General features: G+C 33.0%; 15 protein-coding genes. 1 reads left to right on the top strand and 14 read right to left on the bottom strand.

Annotated elements, in window-relative coordinates; genetic code table 11:
• The 4 genes from O3884_RS07535 to O3884_RS07520 form a co-directional block, all read right to left on the bottom strand.
• A partial coding sequence (locus O3884_RS07535) for a Rib/alpha-like domain-containing protein (RefSeq protein ID WP_371452691.1) occupies positions 1-5,018 on the bottom strand: 5,018 nt, incomplete at its 3' end.
• 443 nt (positions 5,019-5,461) lie between these two features.
• Entirely contained in the window at positions 5,462-6,460 is a 999-nt protein-coding gene (locus O3884_RS07530; protein WP_371452690.1) for a D-2-hydroxyacid dehydrogenase, read from the bottom strand.
• Positions 6,461-6,571: 111 nt separating this feature from the next.
• Positions 6,572-7,249, bottom strand: a complete 678-nt coding sequence (locus O3884_RS07525) for an HAD family hydrolase (protein WP_371452689.1) — start codon at positions 7,247-7,249, stop codon at positions 6,572-6,574.
• A 31-nt stretch (positions 7,250-7,280) separates the two neighbouring features.
• Entirely contained in the window at positions 7,281-7,976 is a 696-nt protein-coding gene (locus tag O3884_RS07520) for an HAD family hydrolase (RefSeq protein WP_371452688.1), read from the bottom strand.
• A gap of 314 nt (positions 7,977-8,290) precedes the next feature.
• On the opposite strand from O3884_RS07520, the gene O3884_RS07515 reads away from it, so the two are divergent.
• Positions 8,291-9,127, top strand: coding sequence for a DegV family protein (locus tag O3884_RS07515; protein ID WP_371452687.1), 837 nt, complete (start codon positions 8,291-8,293; stop codon positions 9,125-9,127).
• A gap of 66 nt (positions 9,128-9,193) precedes the next feature.
• Here O3884_RS07515 and O3884_RS07510 read toward each other — a convergent pair whose 3' ends face one another.
• The 10 genes from O3884_RS07510 to O3884_RS07465 all read right to left on the bottom strand — a co-directional run.
• The gene (locus O3884_RS07510; RefSeq protein WP_371452686.1) at positions 9,194-9,388 is read right to left on the bottom strand and encodes a heavy-metal-associated domain-containing protein; all 195 of its coding nucleotides are present in this window, start codon (positions 9,386-9,388) and stop codon (positions 9,194-9,196) included.
• Between the two features lie 31 nt (positions 9,389-9,419).
• Positions 9,420-11,873 (bottom strand): heavy metal translocating P-type ATPase, encoded by a 2,454-nt coding sequence (locus tag O3884_RS07505; RefSeq protein ID WP_371452685.1) that lies wholly within the window; start codon positions 11,871-11,873, stop codon positions 9,420-9,422.
• A gap of 236 nt (positions 11,874-12,109) precedes the next feature.
• The gene (locus tag O3884_RS07500) at positions 12,110-12,772 is read right to left on the bottom strand and encodes an RDD family protein (RefSeq protein ID WP_371452684.1); all 663 of its coding nucleotides are present in this window, start codon (positions 12,770-12,772) and stop codon (positions 12,110-12,112) included.
• A gap of 13 nt (positions 12,773-12,785) precedes the next feature.
• The gene (gene sppA, locus O3884_RS07495) at positions 12,786-13,763 is read right to left on the bottom strand and encodes a signal peptide peptidase SppA (protein WP_294683534.1); all 978 of its coding nucleotides are present in this window, start codon (positions 13,761-13,763) and stop codon (positions 12,786-12,788) included.
• A gap of 92 nt (positions 13,764-13,855) precedes the next feature.
• Positions 13,856-15,130, bottom strand: coding sequence for a DUF4767 domain-containing protein (locus O3884_RS07490; protein ID WP_371452683.1), 1,275 nt, complete (start codon positions 15,128-15,130; stop codon positions 13,856-13,858).
• A gap of 11 nt (positions 15,131-15,141) precedes the next feature.
• Entirely contained in the window at positions 15,142-16,503 is a 1,362-nt protein-coding gene (dnaB, locus tag O3884_RS07485; protein WP_371452682.1) for a replicative DNA helicase, read from the bottom strand.
• Between the two features lie 22 nt (positions 16,504-16,525).
• On the bottom strand, positions 16,526-16,969 hold the full coding sequence (gene rplI / locus O3884_RS07480; RefSeq protein ID WP_003144223.1) for a 50S ribosomal protein L9: 444 nt from the start codon (positions 16,967-16,969) through the stop codon (positions 16,526-16,528).
• Between the two features lie 31 nt (positions 16,970-17,000).
• Positions 17,001-18,947, bottom strand: a complete 1,947-nt coding sequence (locus O3884_RS07475; protein ID WP_371452681.1) for a DHH family phosphoesterase — start codon at positions 18,945-18,947, stop codon at positions 17,001-17,003.
• Between the two features lie 2 nt (positions 18,948-18,949).
• Positions 18,950-19,945: a DUF2232 domain-containing protein gene (locus O3884_RS07470; RefSeq protein ID WP_371452680.1), complete on the bottom strand. Its 996-nt coding sequence runs from the start codon at positions 19,943-19,945 to the stop codon at positions 18,950-18,952.
• A gap of 267 nt (positions 19,946-20,212) precedes the next feature.
• Positions 20,213-23,568 (bottom strand): SIALI-17 repeat-containing surface protein (locus O3884_RS07465; protein ID WP_371452679.1); only part of this gene is annotated, 3,356 nt, incomplete at its 5' end.

Raw genomic sequence — 23,568 nt, 5'->3', positions numbered from 1 at the left:
TGAAGCGGAGTTGGGTTGTTTTTCTCACTCATCGAATAAACAGTTATTTTTGCTGCTTTTTCACTTATATTTCCTGCATTGTCTTCTACTCGGATAGTTAATATAAATTCTTTGCTAGGTGTATTTACTGGTAGTTTTTCTACCTCTTGTTTACCTGCTTTAAATTTAATAGAATTTGTAGTCTTATCATATTCTAAGTAATCTGGTAATCCTGTCACACTTACCGTTTTTATTCCGCTTCCGTTCGCATTATCTTCTGCTCTTACTTCCATTGGTGGTAAAGTTTTATCTAATGCCGTCATTTCCCAGTTTTTATTTTCTTCTGGAGTTTGAATTGTTGGTTTAGTCACATCTTTCACTTTTATCGGAATCGGAACTTCTTTTACTGTTCCATCTTTAAATGTTACTGTCGCTGTAATGTTTTGATTTCCATAATTTGCTGTGTTTATTGTTGGCGCTGTTACTGTTGATATTTTATCAGTTCCACTAACGTTGCTCACTTTTGAAGTTGCCGACACTACTGTTTTTAATCTGTCATTAGATACTTGATCATTTTGATTAACTACAATTTCAGTAGCTGCCAGATCATATTCATCATTTAGAGCACGAACATTTACCGTTACATTTACTGTATCTTTTGAGCCATCAGGATATGTTACAGTTACAACACCTGCTTTATCTCCAGGACCTTCTGTCGTACTTGGAGTTGTTGCCCATGTGTATGTTGTACCTGTTGGTAACCCAATTTTATTAATACTTGTTCCTGCTTCTGGTGTAGCACCATAACTCAATGTTTGTTTTTGTTGATTGGCAGTTGCTTCGTATTTTGTTGTCATTGATTTAACAGTAATTGTTACTTGTGTACTATTACTATTATTAGCATTGTCTGTCACTTGAATCGTTACATTATACGATTGCTCGTTAGTTCCTACTGGTAATTTTGTTACCTCTTGAATCCCATTTTTAAACTTAATTGTTTTAGTCGCTTCATCATATGTTAAGAAGTTTGGCAATCCTGTTACCGTCGTTGATTTAATGCCACTTCCTCCCGGATTATCTGTACTAGTTACTTTAATTTCAGGCAGTGTTCTATCTAAGGCAATTAAATCCCAATTTTGTCTATCTTTTGGTGTTTGAATTGTTGGTTTAGTTACGTCCCTTACTTCAAGTGGAATCGTTACTGGGTCTGTCGTACCATCAAGATATGTCACTGTTGCATTAATTGTTTTATTTCCAAATTCTGCAGTACTTATCGTACCCACAGGAGTAACAGATTTAACTTTATTATTACCATTATTATTAATTGTTACTGCAGCTTTCAAATCATCATTTGTTACTGCTGCATTTTGTTCTCTTATGATTTTTGTTCCAGTTGGTTCGTATTCACCATTTAGTTCACGAACATTTACCGTTACATTAACCGTATCTTTTGACCCATCAGGATATGTTACAGTTACTACTCCTGCTTTTTCTCCAGGCCCTGTTGTTGTACTTGGAGTTGTAGCCCATGTGTATGTCGTACCTCCAGGTAATCCATTTTTATTAATACTTGTTCCCGCATCTGGTGTAGCACCATAACTCACCGTTTGTTTTTGTTCATTAGGTGTTGCATTATATTTCGTAGTCATCGATTTAACTGTAATCGTAAATTGTCTTTGACTAGGATTATTTGCATTATCTGTTACTTGAATAGATACAGTATAAGTTTTACTATCTTGTCCAACTGCCAATTTTGTTACTTCTTGAACTCCATTTTTAAATTTAATTGTCTTAGTCGTATTGTCATATACTAAGAAGTCTGGTAGCCCCGTTACCGTTGTTGATTTAACACCAGTTCCACCGTTATTATCAACAGAAGTCACTGTTATTGAAGGCAATGTTCTATCCAATGCAATTAAATCCCAATTTTGTCTATCGCTTGGTGTTTGAATTGTTGGTGCAGTTACATCTTTTACTTCTAAAGGTATGTCAACTGGATCTGTCGTATCATCTAAATAAGTAACAGTCGCTTTAATCGTAGACGTTCCAGCATTTGTTGTACTAATTGTTCCAACAGGTGTAACTGATTTCACCTTAATCTTCCCATTATTATTAATACTAACCGCTGCTTTTAGGTCATCATTTGTTACAGGAACATTTTGATTTCTCACGATTTTATCACCTGTAGGAGCATATTCATCACTTAACTTACGTACACTTACAGTTACATTCACTGTATCTTTTGAATTATCTGGATAAGTTACTTCTACTACACCAGTTTTGTTACCAGGACTTGATGTATCTGGTTTTGTTTTCCAAGTATATGTTGTCCCTGCTGGTAACCCTGTTTTATTGATACTTGCTTCTGCACTCGGTTCATCTCTATGACTTAATGTTTGTATCTGTGAATTTGCAGTTGCTGTATATTTGAAAGTTTGTGGCTTCCACACAAATCGAACGCGTCCTAACGCCCCTGTATCATTCGCGTGGCCTACATGTTCATAGTTACTATTACCAGCTGGATCTTCAGCATATAAATAACGTGTAATAGATTTCTCATTTGTAAATGGTTGGTTATTTATATTACCACTTACAGTTATTGTCGCTGGTTGTGCATCTGAACCTGTAGTTTCAGATTTAATCTTAGTTGCTGTTAGATATAAACCATCTGGGCTTCCTCCACCTAAATAACTACTATCTTCTTGACCCAATCCTTGTCTATTATCCGCTGGAAATGCTAAATAGACTTTTGAAATTTTTCCGTTATTATCTTTTGCTTTTAATGTAATATTATTGTTTTCATGTGAATATAGATAAATTTCTTGGTTACTTGGATTATCATAAGGAATCTCTACTGTTGGTCTAATATTATCAACAATCTCAACTGGAATATCTACTGTTTTCATCACAGTATTTCCACGAAGAATTTCGATTTGTTTATGATGAACAGTTGGTCTTGAAGTATCTACAGTAGAGCCACCTTTCCAACGAATCGTTAAATCAGTCGCAGGCGCAGTTCCATTTGAAAGTGTAATATAACTTCTAGCATCACCTAATTCACCACTTTGATGTTGATTTATACGCTTATCTTGTTTTCCTACAAAGTCTAACACTGTATACGGTGTGGATACATCTTTAACTGTTCCATTTTGATAAGTTACTGTAACAACGGCATTTCGAGTTCCTGGTTGTTGTAGATTAAACGGTATTTTCCATTGCACATCAACAGTAGATGGAAGTTCATTCCCTGTTTTTGACTTCACTAAATTTCTAGGATTTTTGTAGAAATCATGTGGATCTCCGTATAATGCCGTAATACTTTGATGTTTTGCTATAGCATCATTCTGTTCATTTGTTTGTATTGTTTTAGGTGCAAATCCATCTTTAAAATGGATAGTCATTGTTGCACCATCAGCTGAAACTTCAGCATGGTCGAAGTCAACATGATTCGCACGATTGACGACATTCGGATGCTCAGTTTTAAATTTTTCAATCAAAGCATTTTTTTCGGTTTCCGTTAAATGTCGAACATCATCGACATAAGTAGGTGTTAAATCTCTAACAGTATTACGTTCACTTTGAGGTTTGATAGTCAAAGTATAGGTAATTGTATTTTGTTTATGTGTCCCATTTGCTCCAATTGTAATATGATAAGTACCTGGTGTTACATTTCCACCATCACCTATAGTTCCAACAAGAGCCATTTGCACTTCAGGATTATTTACATTCCAATAGTTAGCAGCAATATCTACTTCTTCTTTCTTTCCTGTTTGGAAATTTTTATATGCTACACGTAGTTTTAAACCTTTAACTTGATTAAGACCACTTATAACTCCTACTCTTTTTACATAATACGGAGTAGGATCTTCCTCTCCACGTTTTGGGCCATTCGGATATCTTACTAATGGCTCTCCATTTCCTCTTTTACCATAAGCTGTCATTACTGAAAATAAAGTATCTGAATTATAAAATGTTAATTCTTTTTTATTTTCGTTTACTAAATTATTACTACCCTCATATTTATTAGCAATTGGAGAAATCCAAATCGCCCTAAACCCACTCTCATCCTTGCCATTAATCATTTTTCCATTTCGTGGATCTCGTCTTCCTGAATTAGCACGAGTAACCCTATTAGCTACTCTATTTCGAAGATAAATTACTTCTTTTAATAATTTTTGAATAGTTTCTTCATTATACTTATCACTATTATAAACTGTTGGTAGTTTTTCTGCTGTTTTAACTAATTCTTTCTCAGAATCACTAAATTCATAATTTATTTGATTAGCTATACTATGAATCTCAGTTACAGTTTCTGTTACTTTAGTTATTTTTTCGTTGTGTTTTCTAGCAACATCTTCTGTAGTGTTTTCTTGTTTTTTTCCTTTAGTATCTTTTTCAGAACTTACTTTATCGTCTTTTTTAGACTCAGCTTTTTCTTTAGCTTCTGATTTTTTATTTTCCTTAGGTTTATCCTCTAATTTTTCAAATGCATCTTTAAGAGCTTTTACTTCTTTATCAATTTCTTCTTGAGTTATTTCTTTATTAGCTAATGCCTTTTCTGCACGTGACAAAATAAGATTAAGCTCTTTTACTGATTTTTCAGTTTTTTTACTGATATCAGTTTTCTTAATCTTATCAACTAGATCTTTTAACTCTTTTTTATCAACTTCTTTTTTTACAAGAGCTTTTTCTCCTGATTCGCTTGTCAAGTTTTCCTTCTGATCTTTCTTTTCAACAGGTTTCTCAACATCTTGAGTTTGTTTTATCTTTTCTACTTTCTTATCAGCAATATCTTCTGGTACCTGCTCTTTTTCTAGTGTTGAAGCTTTTCCTCCAGATATTTCACTACTAGTATTATTTGCTACAACTTTTTCTCCAACTATTCTTGAAGCATTTGTTTCACTTGCGTGCGCCACTTGCGAGCCACTAATACTCATTCCCCCAACAACAAAAAATAACGAACAACCAAAAAGGATATGTTTCCCCTTTTTCACCATACGCCAATTTTTTTGTTGGAGCCCATGTCTATTAAATAACATTTTCTCTCTCCTTATATTTCTCACGTAAAATTTATTATGATAAATCCATTATATACCTTTACCTTTAGCTATTCAATACTTTCATATTATTTTTAAGTAAATTTTAAGTAAAAATAGATTTATAAATAACAATAAAGCTCAATAAGTCTAGACAATATTACGCATACATTTAACACATTAATAAAAAATATTAAAATTATTAAATCACTAAATATCAGATTAAAATATAAAATATAATATAATCTACTTTTCAAACATTTTTTATTACTTTTATTTCACATTAGATTATTTCACCTTAAGAAATATTCTTATCTATTATAGAAAATAAATAAAAAATTAGTTCTGCAATGTGACCTACTTTAATATTCAAGAAACGTTCTCTCTCATTAAAGAAATCATACATTACAAAACTAGCTTTTTATGTTTTCTATTAAGTTTTTACTTTATTTATTTACCACATTTGCAGACGTTCCAGTAGCAACTACTTCAACAGCCGCTTCTAATCCACCTTCTACAAGGTTTTGAATTGCAGTTTCTGTATAAAACGCTGTATGTGGAGTATAGATTACATCATCACGATCTATTAGCGTTTGTAATAGTTCATCATCAAACTCTTTTCCTTCGAAGTTTTTAGGAACATATTTACCTTCGTTTTCATATACGTCTAATCCCGCTCCAAGAAGTTTTCCACTATCTAAAGCGCGTAATACAGCCTTTGTATCGACTAGCATACCACGAGCTGCATTTAGCAAGATTGAATTATCTTTCATCTTAGCAAGAAATTCATCATTTACCATGTGGTTGTATTCTTTAATAGCTGGCATATGAATAGTAACAATATCAGAATTTGCTATTAAATCATCTAGATTTTCAACATAGTCTAATACTTCTTTTGCCGCTTCATTTTGATAAACATCATAACCTAAAACTTTAGACCCTAAAGCATTGAATAATCGAGCAGCTTGAGTACCGATTCTTCCAGTACCTATAACACCTACTGTTAAAGTTCTAAGCTCACGTGATAATATCCCTGGATTCCAAGAGAAATTATGTTTTTCTACATTGCGTTGAATTTTATTTGTATTTCTGCTAATACGTAATGCAGAAGTTAGAACATGCTCAGCAATAGCATTTGGTGAATATGACGGTACATTCGTCATTTTAATTCCAAGCTCAGACATTAATTCTAAATCATAAATATCAAATCCAGCTGAACGAGTCGCAAAAACTTTAACTCCTTGTTCTTTGGCATATTCATATACATCACGTTCAAAAGGTTTGTTTTGAGCTAGAACTACACCTTCTTTACCTTCTAATAAATGTTTGTTAGCTGATGTAAGTTCTTCAGTATAAACATCAACTTCAACCTCAGGATGAGAATTTCTCCAACTTTCTAAAGCACTCTTTTCATCTTCTCTTAAATTAAAAAATACTAATTTCATCTCTTTTCCTCCTTAAACAAAGTACTAGTTCAACTTTATTCTAGTAAACTTCTAATAAAATCAATATATCTAATTTTACCATAAAAATTAACTTACTAAAACTATTTTATTTCACTTTTCAAAAATTTCTGAAATAATTTCAAACAATTCATTGTTATTTTCCGCTATTTTATAAATATCTACATTCTCTGGTAATTTTCGCTTATAACGGTTTATCCAAATCGATTTCCAACCAGCATTATTCGCACCTACTATATCATTCTCCAACGAATCCCCAATATAATATAGAGAATCATTAGGAAGTTGTAATTTTTCTTGCATGATTTCAAATATTCTAACATCTGGCTTATTTATACCATAGTCACCCGAAACAATAATATTCTTCCTATCAATCCACTTTTCAACACCTAATGCTTTCACCTTAGACCATTGATGTTCACTTGGTCCATTAGTAATAATTCCTAACTTTACATTATTCTCTTTCGCGAGATCTAAAATACTTATAGTTATATCAGACATTTGCAATTTTTGTTGATTCTTTTTATATTCTTTTTGCATATTAAGTGCTTGCTCATCAGATAAGCATACACCCAAATCTTTTGCCGCTTCTTGAATCCTATAAATATGATATTCATCCATAGTCATCTCACCATTGCGAGAAGCTTCAAATTTCACATCACTATAGTATCTACTTAAAAGATAAAATTTCTCCATATCAATGTCCATATCGAACAGACTCTTATATGAATTTTCAAATGGAACTATCTGTTCATACAACGTATCATCCACATCAAAAACCAGACCAATCATTCTATTTTCTTTACTCACCATTTTCCAATAATTTAATAACCTCTCCTAGATTCTCGACTATTTTATAAGCTCTTTCTTTGCAAACTTCATCCGGCTGAAACATATCTGGAACCATAATAACTTTAGCACCTGCTGTACTTCCGGCAATTACACCAGCCTTAGAGTCTTCCAGTACTATACATTCCTCAGGTTTTATACCCAAACGCTCTGCAGCTAATAAAAACACATCTGGTGCGGGTTTACCATTTTCCACTTCTGCCCCACTAGCAAGCTCATCTATATATTTCATAAGACCGGTCTTCTCCATATTATTAACTATATGATTCATATTAGAAGATGAAGCCACCGCAACTTTATAATTATTATCTTTTAGGTATATTAACAATTCCTCTATAAACGGCATTTTCTTAGGTCCTGTCGTAAACAATATATTCTCTATATATTTATAATGATCATCAACTAATTGCTTTCCATTAACATCAGAATCTTTAAAATAATTTCCCCAAAATTCATAAATACTCTTTGTAGTAAAACCTAACACTAAAAGTGTCTCTTCTCTAGTCATCTCATATCCTTGTTTTTTCGCACTATGAATAAATGCTTCTGTCGCCAAACTTTCAGTATCGACCATTAATCCATCCATATCAAATAACACTGCTTTTATACTCATATCTATATCCTTCACTTTTTCTTTTATATTTTTCATCTAAATTATTACTCTATAATCTCTCTAAATTATTATATCATACTTATTATTTCAGAGAAAAATGTTTCTTCACCAGTATTACTACTTCAAAATAATAAAAATATAATTATAGATATCCAATATCCATATTAATAAACATTAAAACACAAAGTTACTTTTAAACCAATATATTAAGCGTATTAAAATCCAAAAACAATAACAATAGTTTACTTTTTATTTCACTTTTTATTTGAAAAAATTTTATTTTTAGTATATTATATATAGACATGGTTAAACTATAATCATTTAAAACAAAATTAAAGAGGTTAAAATTTATGAAAACAGCTTTTGTATGCGATTCAGCATTACAAATTAATAAAAATTTTGCAAATAACAATCCAATTACAGTTATCCCTGTTGAAGTTCGTCTTGATGATGAGATTTTCGAGGATAACGTAACTATAACTCCTGACGAATTTTACGAAAGAATACACAACGGACAAAAACCTAGCACAAGCCAACCTGCAGTAGGTAAAATTTTAAGCGTTTATGAAGAGTTAAAACAACAAGGCGTGGAACGTATCGTTGCCTTTAGCGTCTCTTCTAAACTGTCTGGAACATATTCTTCTTTCGTTCAAGCTAAAGAACTTATCGATGGTATAGAAATCAAGATAATAGATACCCTTCAAATAGCAAGAATGGTAGGTATAGCTATTGAAAAAATTATTAAAGAATTTGAAGCAGGAAGTTTAACATTCGAAAATATAGAAAATAGATACTTAGAACTTTCACAGCAACAAAATGTTCTTGTGACAGTAGAAACTATGCAATATTTATATGCAGGAGGTAGACTAACTAAAGCTCAGTTCGTTCTATCAAATCTACTAAATATTCTTCCTATTATCACTATTAAAGATGGTCTACTTTCTGTTAGTGGTAAACACAGAGGAATGAATAAAGTTCTTTCAAAAATGTGCGAAGAAATAAAAGAAAAAAATCCAAAGAGTTTATTTGTTCTTTATACAAATGATGAGTTATTAGAAAAAGCAATGTCTTCGATTAAAAAGACTTTTGGTGACATCGAAGTAGAAACAGAAATCGTATCTCCAGTAATCGGTTCTCACGCTGGACCTAAAGCTATCGCAATAGGATATTTAGGATACGATAAATAAAAGTTCATATTGAATACAAAAAACACCTTAGAATTAGATTAAAACTAATTCTAAGGTGTTTTCAAATTATACTATTTTATAATTAGTATCTGCTAATGCAGCTTGAAGTTCTTCTTTTGATGCACCACCCTCAACCTCAATAGTTTTTTCTTGGATATTGACCTGAACATTATCAACATTATCTAATTTAGATAATTTTTCTTTAACTGTAGCTGCACAACCACCACATTTTACACCTTCGATACTATATTCATTTTTCATGATTAATCCTTCTTTCTTTTATTGATTTTTATTAATTTAATTTTACTTTTTTTAATCTTAAAGCATTCAGAACTACAGATATAGAACTAAAACTCATTGCAGCTCCTGCTAACATTGGATTTAACAATGGTCCACCGAATATGTAAAATACTCCCATCGCAAAAGGAATACCTATAACGTTGTAGAAGAATGCCCAGAATAGATTTTCTTTAATATTTTTTATAGTCTTTTTACTTAAAACTATAGCATTAACAACAGAATTTAAGTCCGGTTGCATCAACACTATATCTGCCGCATCGATTGCAACATCTGTTCCTGTTCCTACCGCTATTCCTACCTCTGCTTGCACTAGTGCTGGTGCATCATTAATACCATCACCAACCATAGCTACTTTTTTTCCTTCTGCTTGAAGTTTTTTGATTTCATTTGCTTTATCTTCTGGTAGAACCTCACTCACTACTTTATCTATTGATAATTGACTTGCAATTACTTGCGCAGTTTTTCTATTGTCACCAGTTAACATTACTACTTCTAATCCCAAGCTATGTAATCTTTCAACAGTTTTTAAACTACTTTCTTTTATTCGATCGGCAACAGCTATAATTCCAGCAAGTTCAGAATCTACAGCTATGAACAATGGTGTTTTCCCTTCTGAAGCATATTTTTCTGCTTTTTCTACTGAATCTCTAGTACTAATATTGTTTTCTAACATTAATTTCTCATTACCGATTAATATTGATTTTCCATCAACTATTGATGAAATACCTAATCCTGTTAGTGAACTAAAATCTTTAACTTCTAACAGCTCTAGATCTCTATTTTTAGCTTCATCTACTATCGATAAACCTAGTGGATGTTCTGAAAGATACTCTACACTCGCCGCAAGTTGTAAAAGAGATTCTTCAGATAAATTGTTAAACGCTACTATATTTGTTACAGAAATTTTACCTTCTGTTAATGTTCCAGTTTTATCAAATACTACAGTATTTACCTCTTTAGCTAACTGCAGAGCTTCTGAACTCTTTATTAAAATACCGTGTTCTGCACCTTTACCAGTACCAACCATTATAGCTGTAGGTGTCGCCAATCCTAAGGCACAAGGACAAGCAATAACAAGAACCGAGATAATAATTTTTAGAGAAAAACTCCATGTAGCTTCTCCAGCAAAATACCATAAAATTCCAGCGACTAATGCTAAACCAATAACAACAGGAACAAACACTCCTGAGATCTTATCTGCAAGTTTTGCAATCGGAGCTTTAGAATTTTGAGCATCTTCTACAAGTTTAATAATCTGTGATAAAGTAGTGTCTTTACCAACTTTAGTAACTTTCATTTTGAAGACACCTGTTTTATTAATACTAGCTCCGACAACTTTACTATTTATTTCTTTTTCTACTGGGATACTTTCCCCTGTTAACATCGATTCATCTACAGTCGAACGACCTTCAATCACGACTCCATCAAGAGGTACTTTTTCACCAGGACGAACAAGTAGTATATCACCTGTAGATATTTCATCTACAGCTACAACATGTTCTTCACCATCTATAATTAAATTAGCAGTTTTTGGTACCAATCCGACCAACTTACTAATAGCATTTGTAGTACGACTTTTAGATACTCCTTCAAAGTATTTACCTAGTGTAATTAGTGTTAAGATCACCGCTGCAGATTCATAGTACAAATTCATAGCTGCATGTTCATCACCTAAATATACCAATACGGTTGAATAAACACTATATAAGAATGCTGCCCCTGCTCCTAACGCTACTAAAGAATCCATATTAGGTTTTCTTCTAAGAATAGCTCTAATTCCTACACTAAAGAATTTTCTACCAAAATACAAAACAGGTAACACTAGAATAAACTGTACAGTTGAAAATAATTTTGGATTTCCCATTAGACTTAAACTTTCCAACATAGGTAATCCCACCATCTCAGCCATCGCTATATACAACACAGGCACTGTAAATATAGCTGAATAAATAAATCTTTTCCAAATACCGTCAATTTCTTGTTGTTTTTTCTCAGCTTGGTCATCTACCGAATTATCTATTTCTAATCTTGCTTTATAACCGGCTTCTTCTACTTTCTTCTCAATTTCAGCCACACTTAATTTTTCTTTATCGAATTTTACTACCATCTTCTCAGTAGCGAAATTTACAATGGCTTTTTCTGTTCCATCTAAAGATGAAATCGCATCTTCTATATTTTTCGCGCACGTTGCACAACTCATTCCTTCTAATATGAATGTTCTCTCTTCAATACTAGAAACATAAGTAAGCTTATACCCCAATTTTTCTACAATCTTTTCTACTTCAGTTCTATCTATTCCTTCTTCTCTGACAAGAGTAAGTTTACTTGTCGCAAGATTCACATTAACATCTGATAAATTATCAACTTGTTTTAAACTATCTTCAATATGCGCTGCACAAGAAGCACAGCTCATCCCTTCAATTAAATATGTTTCATTTTTTACCATATATTAATCACACCTATCTTTTAAATATTTTTATTCGTCTACAATTGTAACCTTTGTTGTAAATTAAGTATACTACTATCTAAAACTATAGTCAACAATATTTTAAATAATCAATAACAGCTATCATTATGATATAGGGAGTGACTTTTGGTTACAGAGGCTTCAACTCCTCAACAGATTAAAGAAAACAGTAAAAAAGCTGTAGATTTATTAAAACCTACAGCTTTCAATCCTATTTAATTTTTATTTTCTAATTTTTCATTCATCTGACGACGTAATTTTGAAAAATCTTCTTTGACTACTACAGTATCAGCAATAAAGTCATGAAGTCCTTTTTTCTTATTTGTGAAAACTACTGCTAAATACGGTAGGTAAACTAAAAATATCGTTAGTAATCTACCAACTAGCTCACGATAAACTACATCTGCAAGACTCAGCTTTTCACCTTTATTAGTCTCTACTTTTATCTTCATAATCATCTTACCTAAGGTTTGTGAGAAGAAGTAAGTCATTGCTATAAAGTAAGTAAACATAACAATAACATAACTCAGAGATTCTTCTCCTAAGATAGGAAAATCTAATTGCTTATTCAAAAGTCCAAAACTAAAAGTATTTAATAGACTAGCCACAGCATAAATAACTATCATATCAATTAGATATGCGACAAATCTAGTCCAGAAACCTGCATAGAAATTTTTAGAAAGTACTAAATAATCTTCTAATGAAGTTGGTAGCGAGAAGTCTTTTTCTTTTTTATCAATTATTTCTTCCGCTTCTCTAGTTTCTTTATGCTCATTAGTTGATTGTTCATTTTGTAGCGGATCATTCATCACTACTTCTGAAGTTTCATTTAGAAACGGATCATATGAAGGTCTATTATTATTTAAATCATTATTCATTTAAATTCCCTCCTTATCCTAAGTAGCTACGTTCAACTTTGTTTGAATTTACTTCACTATTTAATTCAGAGATAAAACTTTTTGTTGTTGCTTTTACAAATCTAGAAATTAAACTTTCTGCAGTTTTATCAGCTCTTAACTCGATTACAGTTGGATTAGACAATCCTTTTTCTTCTTTTATTAAATCAATAAGTTCATCTTCAGTACCAACTTTATCAGCAAGTTTGTTCGCTACTGCTTGAGTTCCAGTGTACGTTCTACCATCAGCAAGTTTCTTAACTTCATCTTCACTTAGGTTTCTACCTTCAGCTATAGCTTTTACAAATCTTTCATACGCTTCTTTGTTTTGTTCTTGTAATATTTTTCTAGTTGATTCTGGTAAGTCCTCTGTTAAACCACCTACTGCTTTTTGCTCTCCAGAACGAATAGTTTCTTGTTTAATTCCGTGATCGTTTAGGAATTTTTGAGCAGATACATAACTCATAATTACTCCCAGAGAACCAGTAGTTGTTTCAGTATTTACAAAAATTTTCTTGGCTGCAGTCGATACATAGTATCCTCCAGAAGCGGCTGTTTTCTTCATTGACACATAAACATCTTTACCACTATTCTTAAGCGCATTGTACAGCTCTGCAGTCTCATAAACACCACCACCCGGTGAATTTACAGATAATAGTATAGCTTTAACATTAGGATTTCCTTTTGCCTCTTTAATTTGATTTAAAACAGAACCTCTTGAATAAGTATTCGTCATTTCTGCATTAATCTCACCTTCGATAGAAATCTTTTGAATTACTTGGCTGCTGTCACCTTTTTTCAGAGTTAATTTAGTAACACTTTGTTCTTGTAAGAATTCTGTTAAGTATCCATTTAATTCTGCATCGTCTTTTTTATTGCTGTTGCTTGATGTTATAGTTCCTTTAATTAATGAAAATACCACTAGAACCACAACAATAACAGTTGATATTAACCTTTTATTCTTAAAATTCATATTTTTTTCCTCCAAAACTTTATTATAATATTTTTTTGTAAAAAGCCAGAGACAAACAACCCTTCCGCCATCTGTCCCTAGCTTTTAGTTTACTAACCTTTAACTATTTTTTCAAAACCTTCTTGTAGATAAACATTTGCTGTTCTCTTGAAGTATAAATATTTCTTATCATTACCTTGGTTTTGTTCAGTTACCAGTACTATCGGTTCACCATTTAAAATTGTAAAGTAGTATAAATGCGATGCTGGTCCTACAACATTCTCTATATCAGAATATACAGCAACTACATTATATACATCTTTTTGATTGCCTTCTGGTGACCACTTCATACTGACTAGTTTGTCACCTTCGAGTACTAGACGTGCTTGTCCAACTTTTTCTGTGTCTCCTGGAAGCTGTAATCCATAGTAATTAACTTTATTATCAATCGTATATTCTTTATAATTTTGATTTAAAGTTTTTTCCCATTCTTTTACATATTGATAAAGTTTATTGCTTTTTTCTTTATTCCAAAGAGTATTACTTGTCGATTTTTTCTCTTCTTTTTTAGAGCTATTTTCTTCAGATAAGCCAGTTACTGTAAGAGTACGTTTAAAGCTACCAGTAAGTTTTAACCCTTTTTTCTCCGCTTCCTCTTTATTAAGAGTTATCTCTACATCAACCTTACTTCCATTTTCTAAGTTTTCTTTTGGCGAATATTTCACCTCAGGTTTTCTTAAGAATTTCTTGATGTTTTCATCAGCATCTTTAACTTCTGGAACTTCCGTAATATTAACATCAACCTTACCATTTCGGTTAGTTCCATAAGCAGCTAGTTCAACTTTATATTGATCAATGTGAACTACTTTTGAATCTTTATTGTAGAATTTGAAATAATAAATACCTGCGGCAATTACACATACTAAAAGTAATACGACTAGGTAACCCAGTTTAGAATTTTTCTTTTTAGGTTCTTCTTTAGCACTATTTTCATCACTTCTAGAATTATCATCAGCTATATTCTCATTATTTCCTTGGAAATTATTTCTTTGATTAAATGGGACAAAGCCACCACCTTGATTATACTGTTCATTATTGAAATTATTACTTGAAAAAGCCTCGTCTTCTACATAATTACCATCTTGATCATAATAACCAGTTATAATAAAGAAACCATTTGTATCATAATATCCAGCTGGAGTTAGTCCGTTATTAGGGGTATAATAATCATCAGGTATAAAATTGCCATCTTGGTCATAATATCCACCAGGAATAAAATTACCATTTTGATCATAGTAACCACCTTGGATAAAATTACCATTTCCATCATAATAACCATTTTGATTGTTATTTATTTCATTATTTTGATTATTATTTCTATTTTTCATAACTACCTCTCCTATTCTGCATAAGTTTTAGATACGAACTTATTATATCGTTTCATAAATGCAAGTTCCGCCGTTCCTGTTTGTCCATGCCTATTTTTAGCTATGATTACTTCAATAGTAGAGACATCACTTGTTTCTTGAGGTTCATTTTCATCAGCATCTTCACTTCTATAGTAATCTCCACGATATAAGAACGAAACTATATCAGCATCTTGCTCAATACTTCCAGACTCCCTAAGGTCACTCATCATAGGTCGTTTATCTTGCCTAGATTCAACACTACGCGATAACTGAGAAAGGGCGATTACAGGACATTCTAATTCCCTCGCCATCTGTTTTAAACTACGAGATATTTCAGATACCTCTTGTTGTCTATTATCGGTTCTCTTACTTCCTTGCAGAAGTTGTAGATAATCGATAACCACTAAATCTAAACCATGTTCAGCTTTTAATAACTTACATTTCGCTTTTACTTCGTTTACTTTTATAAAAGCACTGTCCTCAATAAAGACATTTTTCTGATTTAAGAAATGCACTGCTGTTTCTAGTTTCATAAGGTCGTCATTATCAAGATTTCCTCGTTTAATTTTTTCAGAATCTATCATTCCTTCACTACAAATCATCCTAGATACAAGCTGATCCGCACCCATTTCTAAAGAAAATAGTGCCACTGTTCTTTTCTCATCTTCAGAGCGAGGATTTTTCCCAGCAATATTTAGCGCAATATTTAGCGCAAATGCTGTTTTACCCATCGCAGGACGTGCTGCAAGGATAATTAAATCCCCCTTACCAAAACCTACAAGCTTATCTAGAGCTCCATATCCAGTTGGGACAGCTACATTTTCACCTTCTCCTGCCATACGAGCCAAAATCTCTTTAAATACTTCTTCAGTAACATCTTTCATGTTTTTAAACTGGGACGTCTTTGCACGCTCCATAGCACGTTCAACTTGATCGAATAAAGTTGCAGTTAAAGAATCAATATCAGCATTTCCTTGGTTCATCTCTTCAGTACTACTTAATAATGCTGCACGAATTTCTCTGTAAATAGAATATCTCTTTACTAAATTCGCATAATGCATTATATTACGAGAACTTGGTGTAATATCATACAAATCCACTATATATAATGAGGCATCCACATTTCTGAATGCCCCACTATTATTTATTTCTTCAAAAATTGTAGTGGTGTCAGGTATTATTTCCATTTCATCTAAACGTAAAATAGCACTGTAAATATCTTTATTTCGTTCATCATAGAAGTCTTCAGCATCAACCGTTGCCTTGACTTCTACTAATTTTTCAGGCTCTTGCATTAGAGCCCCTAATAACGACTGTTCCGCCATAACGACAGAATCTATATGATATTTCATATTATCACCTTCAACTTATTTACTATTGTTCCACCACGTGAACTTTAATTGTTCCTTCTACTTGAGAGTGTAGTTTAATTTTAACATTTGTATAACCTAGAGATTGAATACCGTGTGGTAAATCAATTTTCTTTTTATCAACTTTTAGGTCATGTTGTTTCTTAAGTTCTTCAACAATTTGTTTAGAAGATACTGATCCGAATAATCTTCCACCTTCTCCAGATTTAACTTTAATAGTTACTTCTAAACCTTCTAGTTGTTTCGCAAGTAAGTTAGCTTGAACTAATTCTTCTTGTTTATCTTTTTCAACACGTTTTTGTTGTCCTTTTAGTGTTGCCATATTAGCATTTGTTGCTGCTACAGCTTTTTTGTTAGTTATTAAGAATTTTGCATATCCATCAGCAATTTCCTTAACATCTCCTTTCTTACCTTTTCCTTTAACGTCTTCTAAAAATATAACTTTCATTATAATTTCTCCTTTTATCTATGATTTATTTTTAAGATGTTATTTTATCAATAGCATCATTTAAACGTTCTAATGCCTCATCTAAGTTAATCCCCTCAATCTGAGTTGCTGCATTAGCAAGATGACCTCCGCCACCAAGTTCTTCCATGATAAGTTGAACATTTATATTACCTAATGATCTTGCTGAAATACCTACTTTACCTTCTTCTAGATATCCTATAGCGAAACTACATTCAATACCCTTAAGAGTCAGAAGTAAATCGGCACTTTGAGCAAGCATTACATTTGTATAATACTTATCTTCTGGGGCTTTTGCCATAATAATTTCTGGGGATTTCTGAATAGAATTGTTAATTATTTCTACCCTATTCATGAAATTCTCAAATGGTTCTTTTAGAATTGTTTTGACTCTTATTGGATCTGCTCCATTACTACGTAAATATGCAGCTGCGTCAAACGTTCTTGATCCCGTTCTTACAGAAAAATTCTGAGTATCTACTACTATTCCTCCAAGCATGATAGTTGCTGCAATAGGAGAAATCTTTTCTATCTTAGTTTGATACTCTATTAACTCTGCGATTAATTCAGAAGCAGATGAAGCATATGGTTCAATATAAGTTAACAATGGATTCGTAATTATATCTTCTCCACGTCTATGATGATCGATTATAACTTTTCTATTAGCTTTAGATAATATAGCCGCATCAATTACACGTGAGGCATCAGAAGTATCTACAACGATTAAAGTTGTTTGAGGAGTCATTAGCTCCCATGCTTCATCACTGTCCACAAATACTCTAGATAATTGTTCATCGTGACTATCTATTTCAAACATTACTTTTTTAATAGTTTCATCTCGATCACTCTCATTTAAGATAATATAACACTCTTTACCTAAAAACTTAGAAAAAGTATATATACCTACACATGCCCCAACGGCATCGAAATCAGGACGCTTATGTCCCATTACAATTATCTTATCACTATCACTTACAATATCAGCCAACGCATTAGAAACAACACGCGCCTTAATTCTAGTACGTTTTTCTTGGGGATTAGTCTTACCTCCATAGAATCTAATCGTACCATCAATATCCTTCATGGCTACCTGATCCCCTCCACGTCCTAACGCAAGGTCTAGCGAACTCTTTGCAAGTTCTCCTAATTCTGGTAAGAAATCAGTCCCCATACCAACACCTATACTTAAAGTAATCGGTGCATCAAAATCTTCCTTTAGATTTCTAATAGTATCTAAAATCTGGAATTTTTCTTTTTCAATTTTCTTTAAATCTTTTACATTTAATAATCCGATAAATCTATCTTCATCTATTCTTTTCAGATAAATACTATTTTTTTTAGCCCAATCTGTTAAAGTAATAACTATAGTTGCATCTAATCTACTTGCAACTTCATCATCTAGTGAGTCATAAACATCTTCATAATTATCAAGACTCAAATTAAGTATAATCGGACGAGTGTCTCTAAATCTTTGCATTACTACTTTACTTTCTGTAATATCAAAGAAATATATATATCCACTATCTTTTTGATAATTTACTTTATAATGTTTACCAAAAATTTCAAACTGATTATCTACAGGCGTCTCAAGTTCAAACAACTCCTCAATCTCAGGCATAAGTTCTACAATATTCATACCCTTGATATCTTCAACTTTAATATTCTTGTATATGAAATTGTTGGCCCATTCTATATTCTTATCTTCATCAATTACGACTATTCCTATAGGGAATTTATTGATACCTTTTTCGGAAGAATTTTTAATTCTATTAGTCAGTTTACTAATGTAACGCTCTGTTTGTTCAACAGCTTTTTTCTTCTGTGTGTTATAAAGAACGAAAATAAGTAAGCCCATCAATAAGTATACTATTAAGCTGTAAATACTAAAGATACCGCTTAGAATCGCACCTACTAAAAATGCAGTTATGATAATTAATTCATACTTTTTCTTATCGCTCACACTTATCTCCCCCTCTTCATAATAATATATCCTTCTCTTAACTTGAACACACTATCAATAAATCCTAGTAATTCGAAGATAGGACTAAAAATCACCATCAACAAGAATAATATAGGTTTCCCAATAGTTGATTTTGATTTTTGCTCTAAAAAGAAGAATGCAGTAAACAATCCATTTAAAATAAATGCTAACGATAATATCCCTGTTATGTTTTGGAATAGAATATTCCAAAAACTGTATGTATTACTTCCAGCTTCCGTTTCGACAAGAAAAGTTATTATAGTCACAACAATATATGTATACGCACTTTTTGAACTAACCATTATGCGACTAAATTTTGGAAATACTGGAATAATAACAAATTCTCTAGCTAACATTGATAATGTATAATGTACCAATACTAAACTATATACAAGTAACATGATAAATAATGTTACAGGGAATGATTTTTGCAGATTTGAAAAACTTTCTAAAACTAAGTTTTTATCAACACCTTGATTCATCTCTACCATAGAATTAACATAAGTATTAATAAACTCTAATATTTGCTTACTATCAATAACTATTTTTCCAATTTTTATCGATACAAATATATACAAGGCTAGTCCTGAAAATATGACCGTAGTTGCTGCTGCAACTAAAAATATTTTCGAACCTCGCAATAATATAGTTTTATAAATTATATATGCTATAACCATGTGTATAACATACCAAACTATCATACTCGGAGAGGCAACTACCGATAACATCGCACCCCCAGTAATAATTAATGGGAGATAATATCTCAATCCTTTTGCACCAAGTACATATGTAAGTGGAAATACAGAAAGGAATGCTGCCAAAATCTCAAAATTCACTAACGATCCTATTACTGTCAACAATAAATAAATAGCTGAACTAGTTAAAACCTTTGAATTACTTGGCGGTTTGAAGAAAAATTTATTCTTCATTAACTTCGCAATTTCTTTTCCTAAAACATCTGAAATGTTATTACTCAAATTAACACTCCTTCTTTATTTTTATAATACCTTCACATAGCATTTTTTACTATATAGGTATCTTTATTATTATACCAAATTTCAACGCTTTTTAAAAGGAAAATAGGAAACATTAGTGAGCTATAATTGTAGAGAAATTCTCTAAACTTTTGTCCAAAATATAAAAAAAGAAAAGAACTCTAACAAAATTTTCGTTAGAGTTCTAATCAAGATACTTCTATATCTATTTTAGAAAATATTATTTAATTAAGTATTCCTTAATATATTCTAGTCGTCTTTTCTTCTTGCTGCTAAGTAAAGACTGAATAATAGTGTTCCACCTAGGTAGATAGAAGCATTATAACCTTGTTCTCCTGTTTCAGCTAATCTTTCAACACGAGCGTTAGCTTGTGGTTGATTTACATTAACTGCTGGTACCACTTCTGGCGTTGGCGGTACTGTTCCATTATCTGGTGTCATTGGTTTTTCTGGAGTCGGTTGTGCTGGCACTTCTGGTGTTGGTTGCGCTGGTACTTCTGGTACTTTTAATTCTGGTACTTCAGTAACCTCAGGCATTCCTGGTACACCACCGTTAAATTCTGGTTTATCATAAACCGGAGGATCAAGTGGTGTTACACCACCTGTGTATTCTGGTAATTCATGAACTGGTGGTTCTGGCATTGCAAACGTTGGTCCTGCTGGATTATTGTTTACAGGAGGTACTGGTTTGTCATTACATCCACAGTTTCCATCTTTTCCGTCTTTACCATCTTTACCATCTTTTCCATCTTTTCCGTCTTTACCATCTTTTCCATCTTTTCCGTCTTTAACAACTGTTTTCGTTACAGAACCGTCAGAATTGATGATTGTTATTGTGTGACTTCCATCTCCATTATCTTCAACAGAAACTTTTGGTGATTTTCCATCTTTTCCGTCTTTGATAACCATATCAGTTTTACTTCCGTCTGGATTTGTGATTGTAACTGTGTGAGTTCCATCATTATTATTTTTAACTGTTACAGTTGGTGATACTCCATCTTTTCCGTCTTTACCATCTTTAATAACAGATTTGTATTCACGTCCATCAGAATCTACGATTGTTAATGTGTGTGTACCATCTCCATTATCTACGATATTAGCTTTTGGTGATTTACCATCAAAGATTGTAGTATTAGTTTCTTTACCATCTGCTCCTGTAACTTTAATAGTGTGTGAACCATTGTTGTTATCAATCACTTCAAGTTTTGGTGATTTACCATCACGTACTGTTGTAGTTGTAGTAGTTCCATCAGAGTTAACAATTGTAACTGTGTGAGTTCCATCTCCATTGTCCACTACTTTAGCAGTTGGTGATTTACCATCACGTACTGTTGTTTCAGAAACAGTTCCATTTCCATTTTCTACACGGATAGTGTAAGTACCATCTTGGTTATCTCTTACTGTTGCTACTGGTGATTTACCATCTTTAATGATTGTTTCAGTAGTTGTTCCATCACCATTTAGAACTGAAATTTTGTGAGTTCCATTTTGTTCGTCAGTTATTGTTACTTTTGGTGATTTACCATCACGTACTGTTGTTTCAGTTGTAACACCTTCTGGATTTGTAATAACGATAGTATGACTTCCATCTCCATTATCACGAACAGATGCTGTTGGAGTACGTCCATCTACTCCATCACGACCATTTTTAACAACAAATTCATTCTTAGTTCCGTCTGGGTTTGTGATTGTAACTGTGTGGCTTCCATCTGGGTTTTCAGTAGTTGTTGCTGTTGCAGCTTTACCGTCTTTACCATCTTTGATGATAGCGTTAGTAACATTACCATCTCCATCTGTAACTTTAACTGTATGAGTTCCATCATTGTTATCAGTTACTTCAACTTTAGGAGTCTTACCATCTTTACCGTTTTTAACAACAGTTTCTTTTGTTGATCCATCTGGATTTGTTACAGTGATTGTGTGACTTCCATCTGGGTTTTCTTTTGTAGTGATACTAGCAGTTTTTCCGTCTTTACCATTTTTAACTTTAGTTGTAGATTCTGAACCATCAGGGTTTCTAACAGTAATAGAGTGTGTTCCATCTCCGTTGTCAGTTACATTTACAACTGGTGATTTACCGTCTGCTCCATTAGCCCCGTTTTCGCCTTTGTCTCCTTTTTCACCTTTTTCACCAGCTACTCCTTGAGGTCCACGGATGTTACCAATCTTGTTCCAAGAACCATTTTCTTTCTTGTAAACATCACCTGTGTTAGCATCGATAAATGTATCACCGTCTTTACCATCTTTTGCAGTTGGGGCAGTAACTCCACTTAGTAATTCAGCACCATTACGTCCGTCATGACCAGCTTCACCAGCTGCACCGGCTGCACCATCATTCCCATTTAATATATCAGCTGAACTAATTGGTTCGTCCACTCCTGGATCATATTTACCATTTCCATTGTTATCGAAGTAGGCTGTGATACGTGTTCCAATTACTTTTGGTTTTTCTCCTGATGGTTGATTTGTTTCTGGTTGTGTAGCTGTTGAATCTGTAGTAGTTGGTTGTGAACCTGTTGAGTCTGTAGTAGTTGGTTGTGAACCTGTTGAGTCTGTAGTAGTTGGTTGTGAACCTGTTGAGTCTGTAGCAGCTGGTTGAGCTGATGCAGTTGCCCCATCTGGATTATCTCCTACACTTCTTGCTCTTCTTGCACTTCTTGGTGCTGGAGAAGAAACTAATGTAGTTGCACTTACTTCATCTGGATTATCCCCTACACTTCTCGCTCTTCTTGCACTTCTTGGTGACGTAGAAGGTTGTGGATTAACAGCTAATCCTGCACCTCTTCTTACTGCCTCTGCTACTGCATTTAAGTCAATATATGGTGTACGTCCATCTTTACCATCTTTAACAACAAATGAAACTGGATCTTTACCTGGTGTAGTGAATGTAACAATTGTACTACGTCCATCTGCTCCACGTTGAGTTGTCACAGTTGGAGTTTGACCATCTTGTCCTGCTTCACCTTTAGCTCCATCATTGATAAGAACTGTAGTAGGTTGTGAACCATCATGGTTATCTATTGTGATTTCTACACCTTTATTTCCATCTTCTTTACGAACCGCTGTTACTGTTGGTGAAACTCCGTTTAGACCATCTTTAATAACTGCTAATGGTTTTTCAGGATTTAATGGTTGTCCTGGGTTAGCTGGATCTTCTTGATAAACTTTTGTTTCAGTTCCAGTCTTAACAGCTACTAGTGATTTACCATCACGTCCATCTGCCCCTTTTGCTCCATCTTTAATCATTTCTGATCCAAGAAGTTCATCAGTTCCTGGAGTATATCTTCCATCTCCGTTTTCATCAGTATAGAATGTAACGATTGTGTGTGATGGGTTTCCATTTTGACCTTCAACACGTAATAAGTCAACTTTTGGAGTTTTTCCGTTTAAACCATTTTCTCCATTTTTCACATTTACTGTTACAGGATCTTTTCCTGGCACTGTGAATGTAATATCAGAGCTGTTACCATCTTTACCTGGTTTTACAGTTACTTCTGGAGTTTTTCCGTCTTCTCCTTTGTCTCCTTTAAGACCTTGAGGCCCTTGTGGTCCTACTTCACCTTGTGGTCCACGTGGTCCTTGTAATCCATCTTGTCCGCGTTCAC

The organism is Gemella sp. 20925_1_85 (genome assembly GCF_041433735.1).
Lineage (GTDB): Bacteria > Bacillota > Bacilli > Staphylococcales > Gemellaceae > Gemella.
The sequence above is the reverse complement of the archived record's forward strand: the minus strand, read 5'-3'. Positions and strand labels throughout refer to the sequence as shown.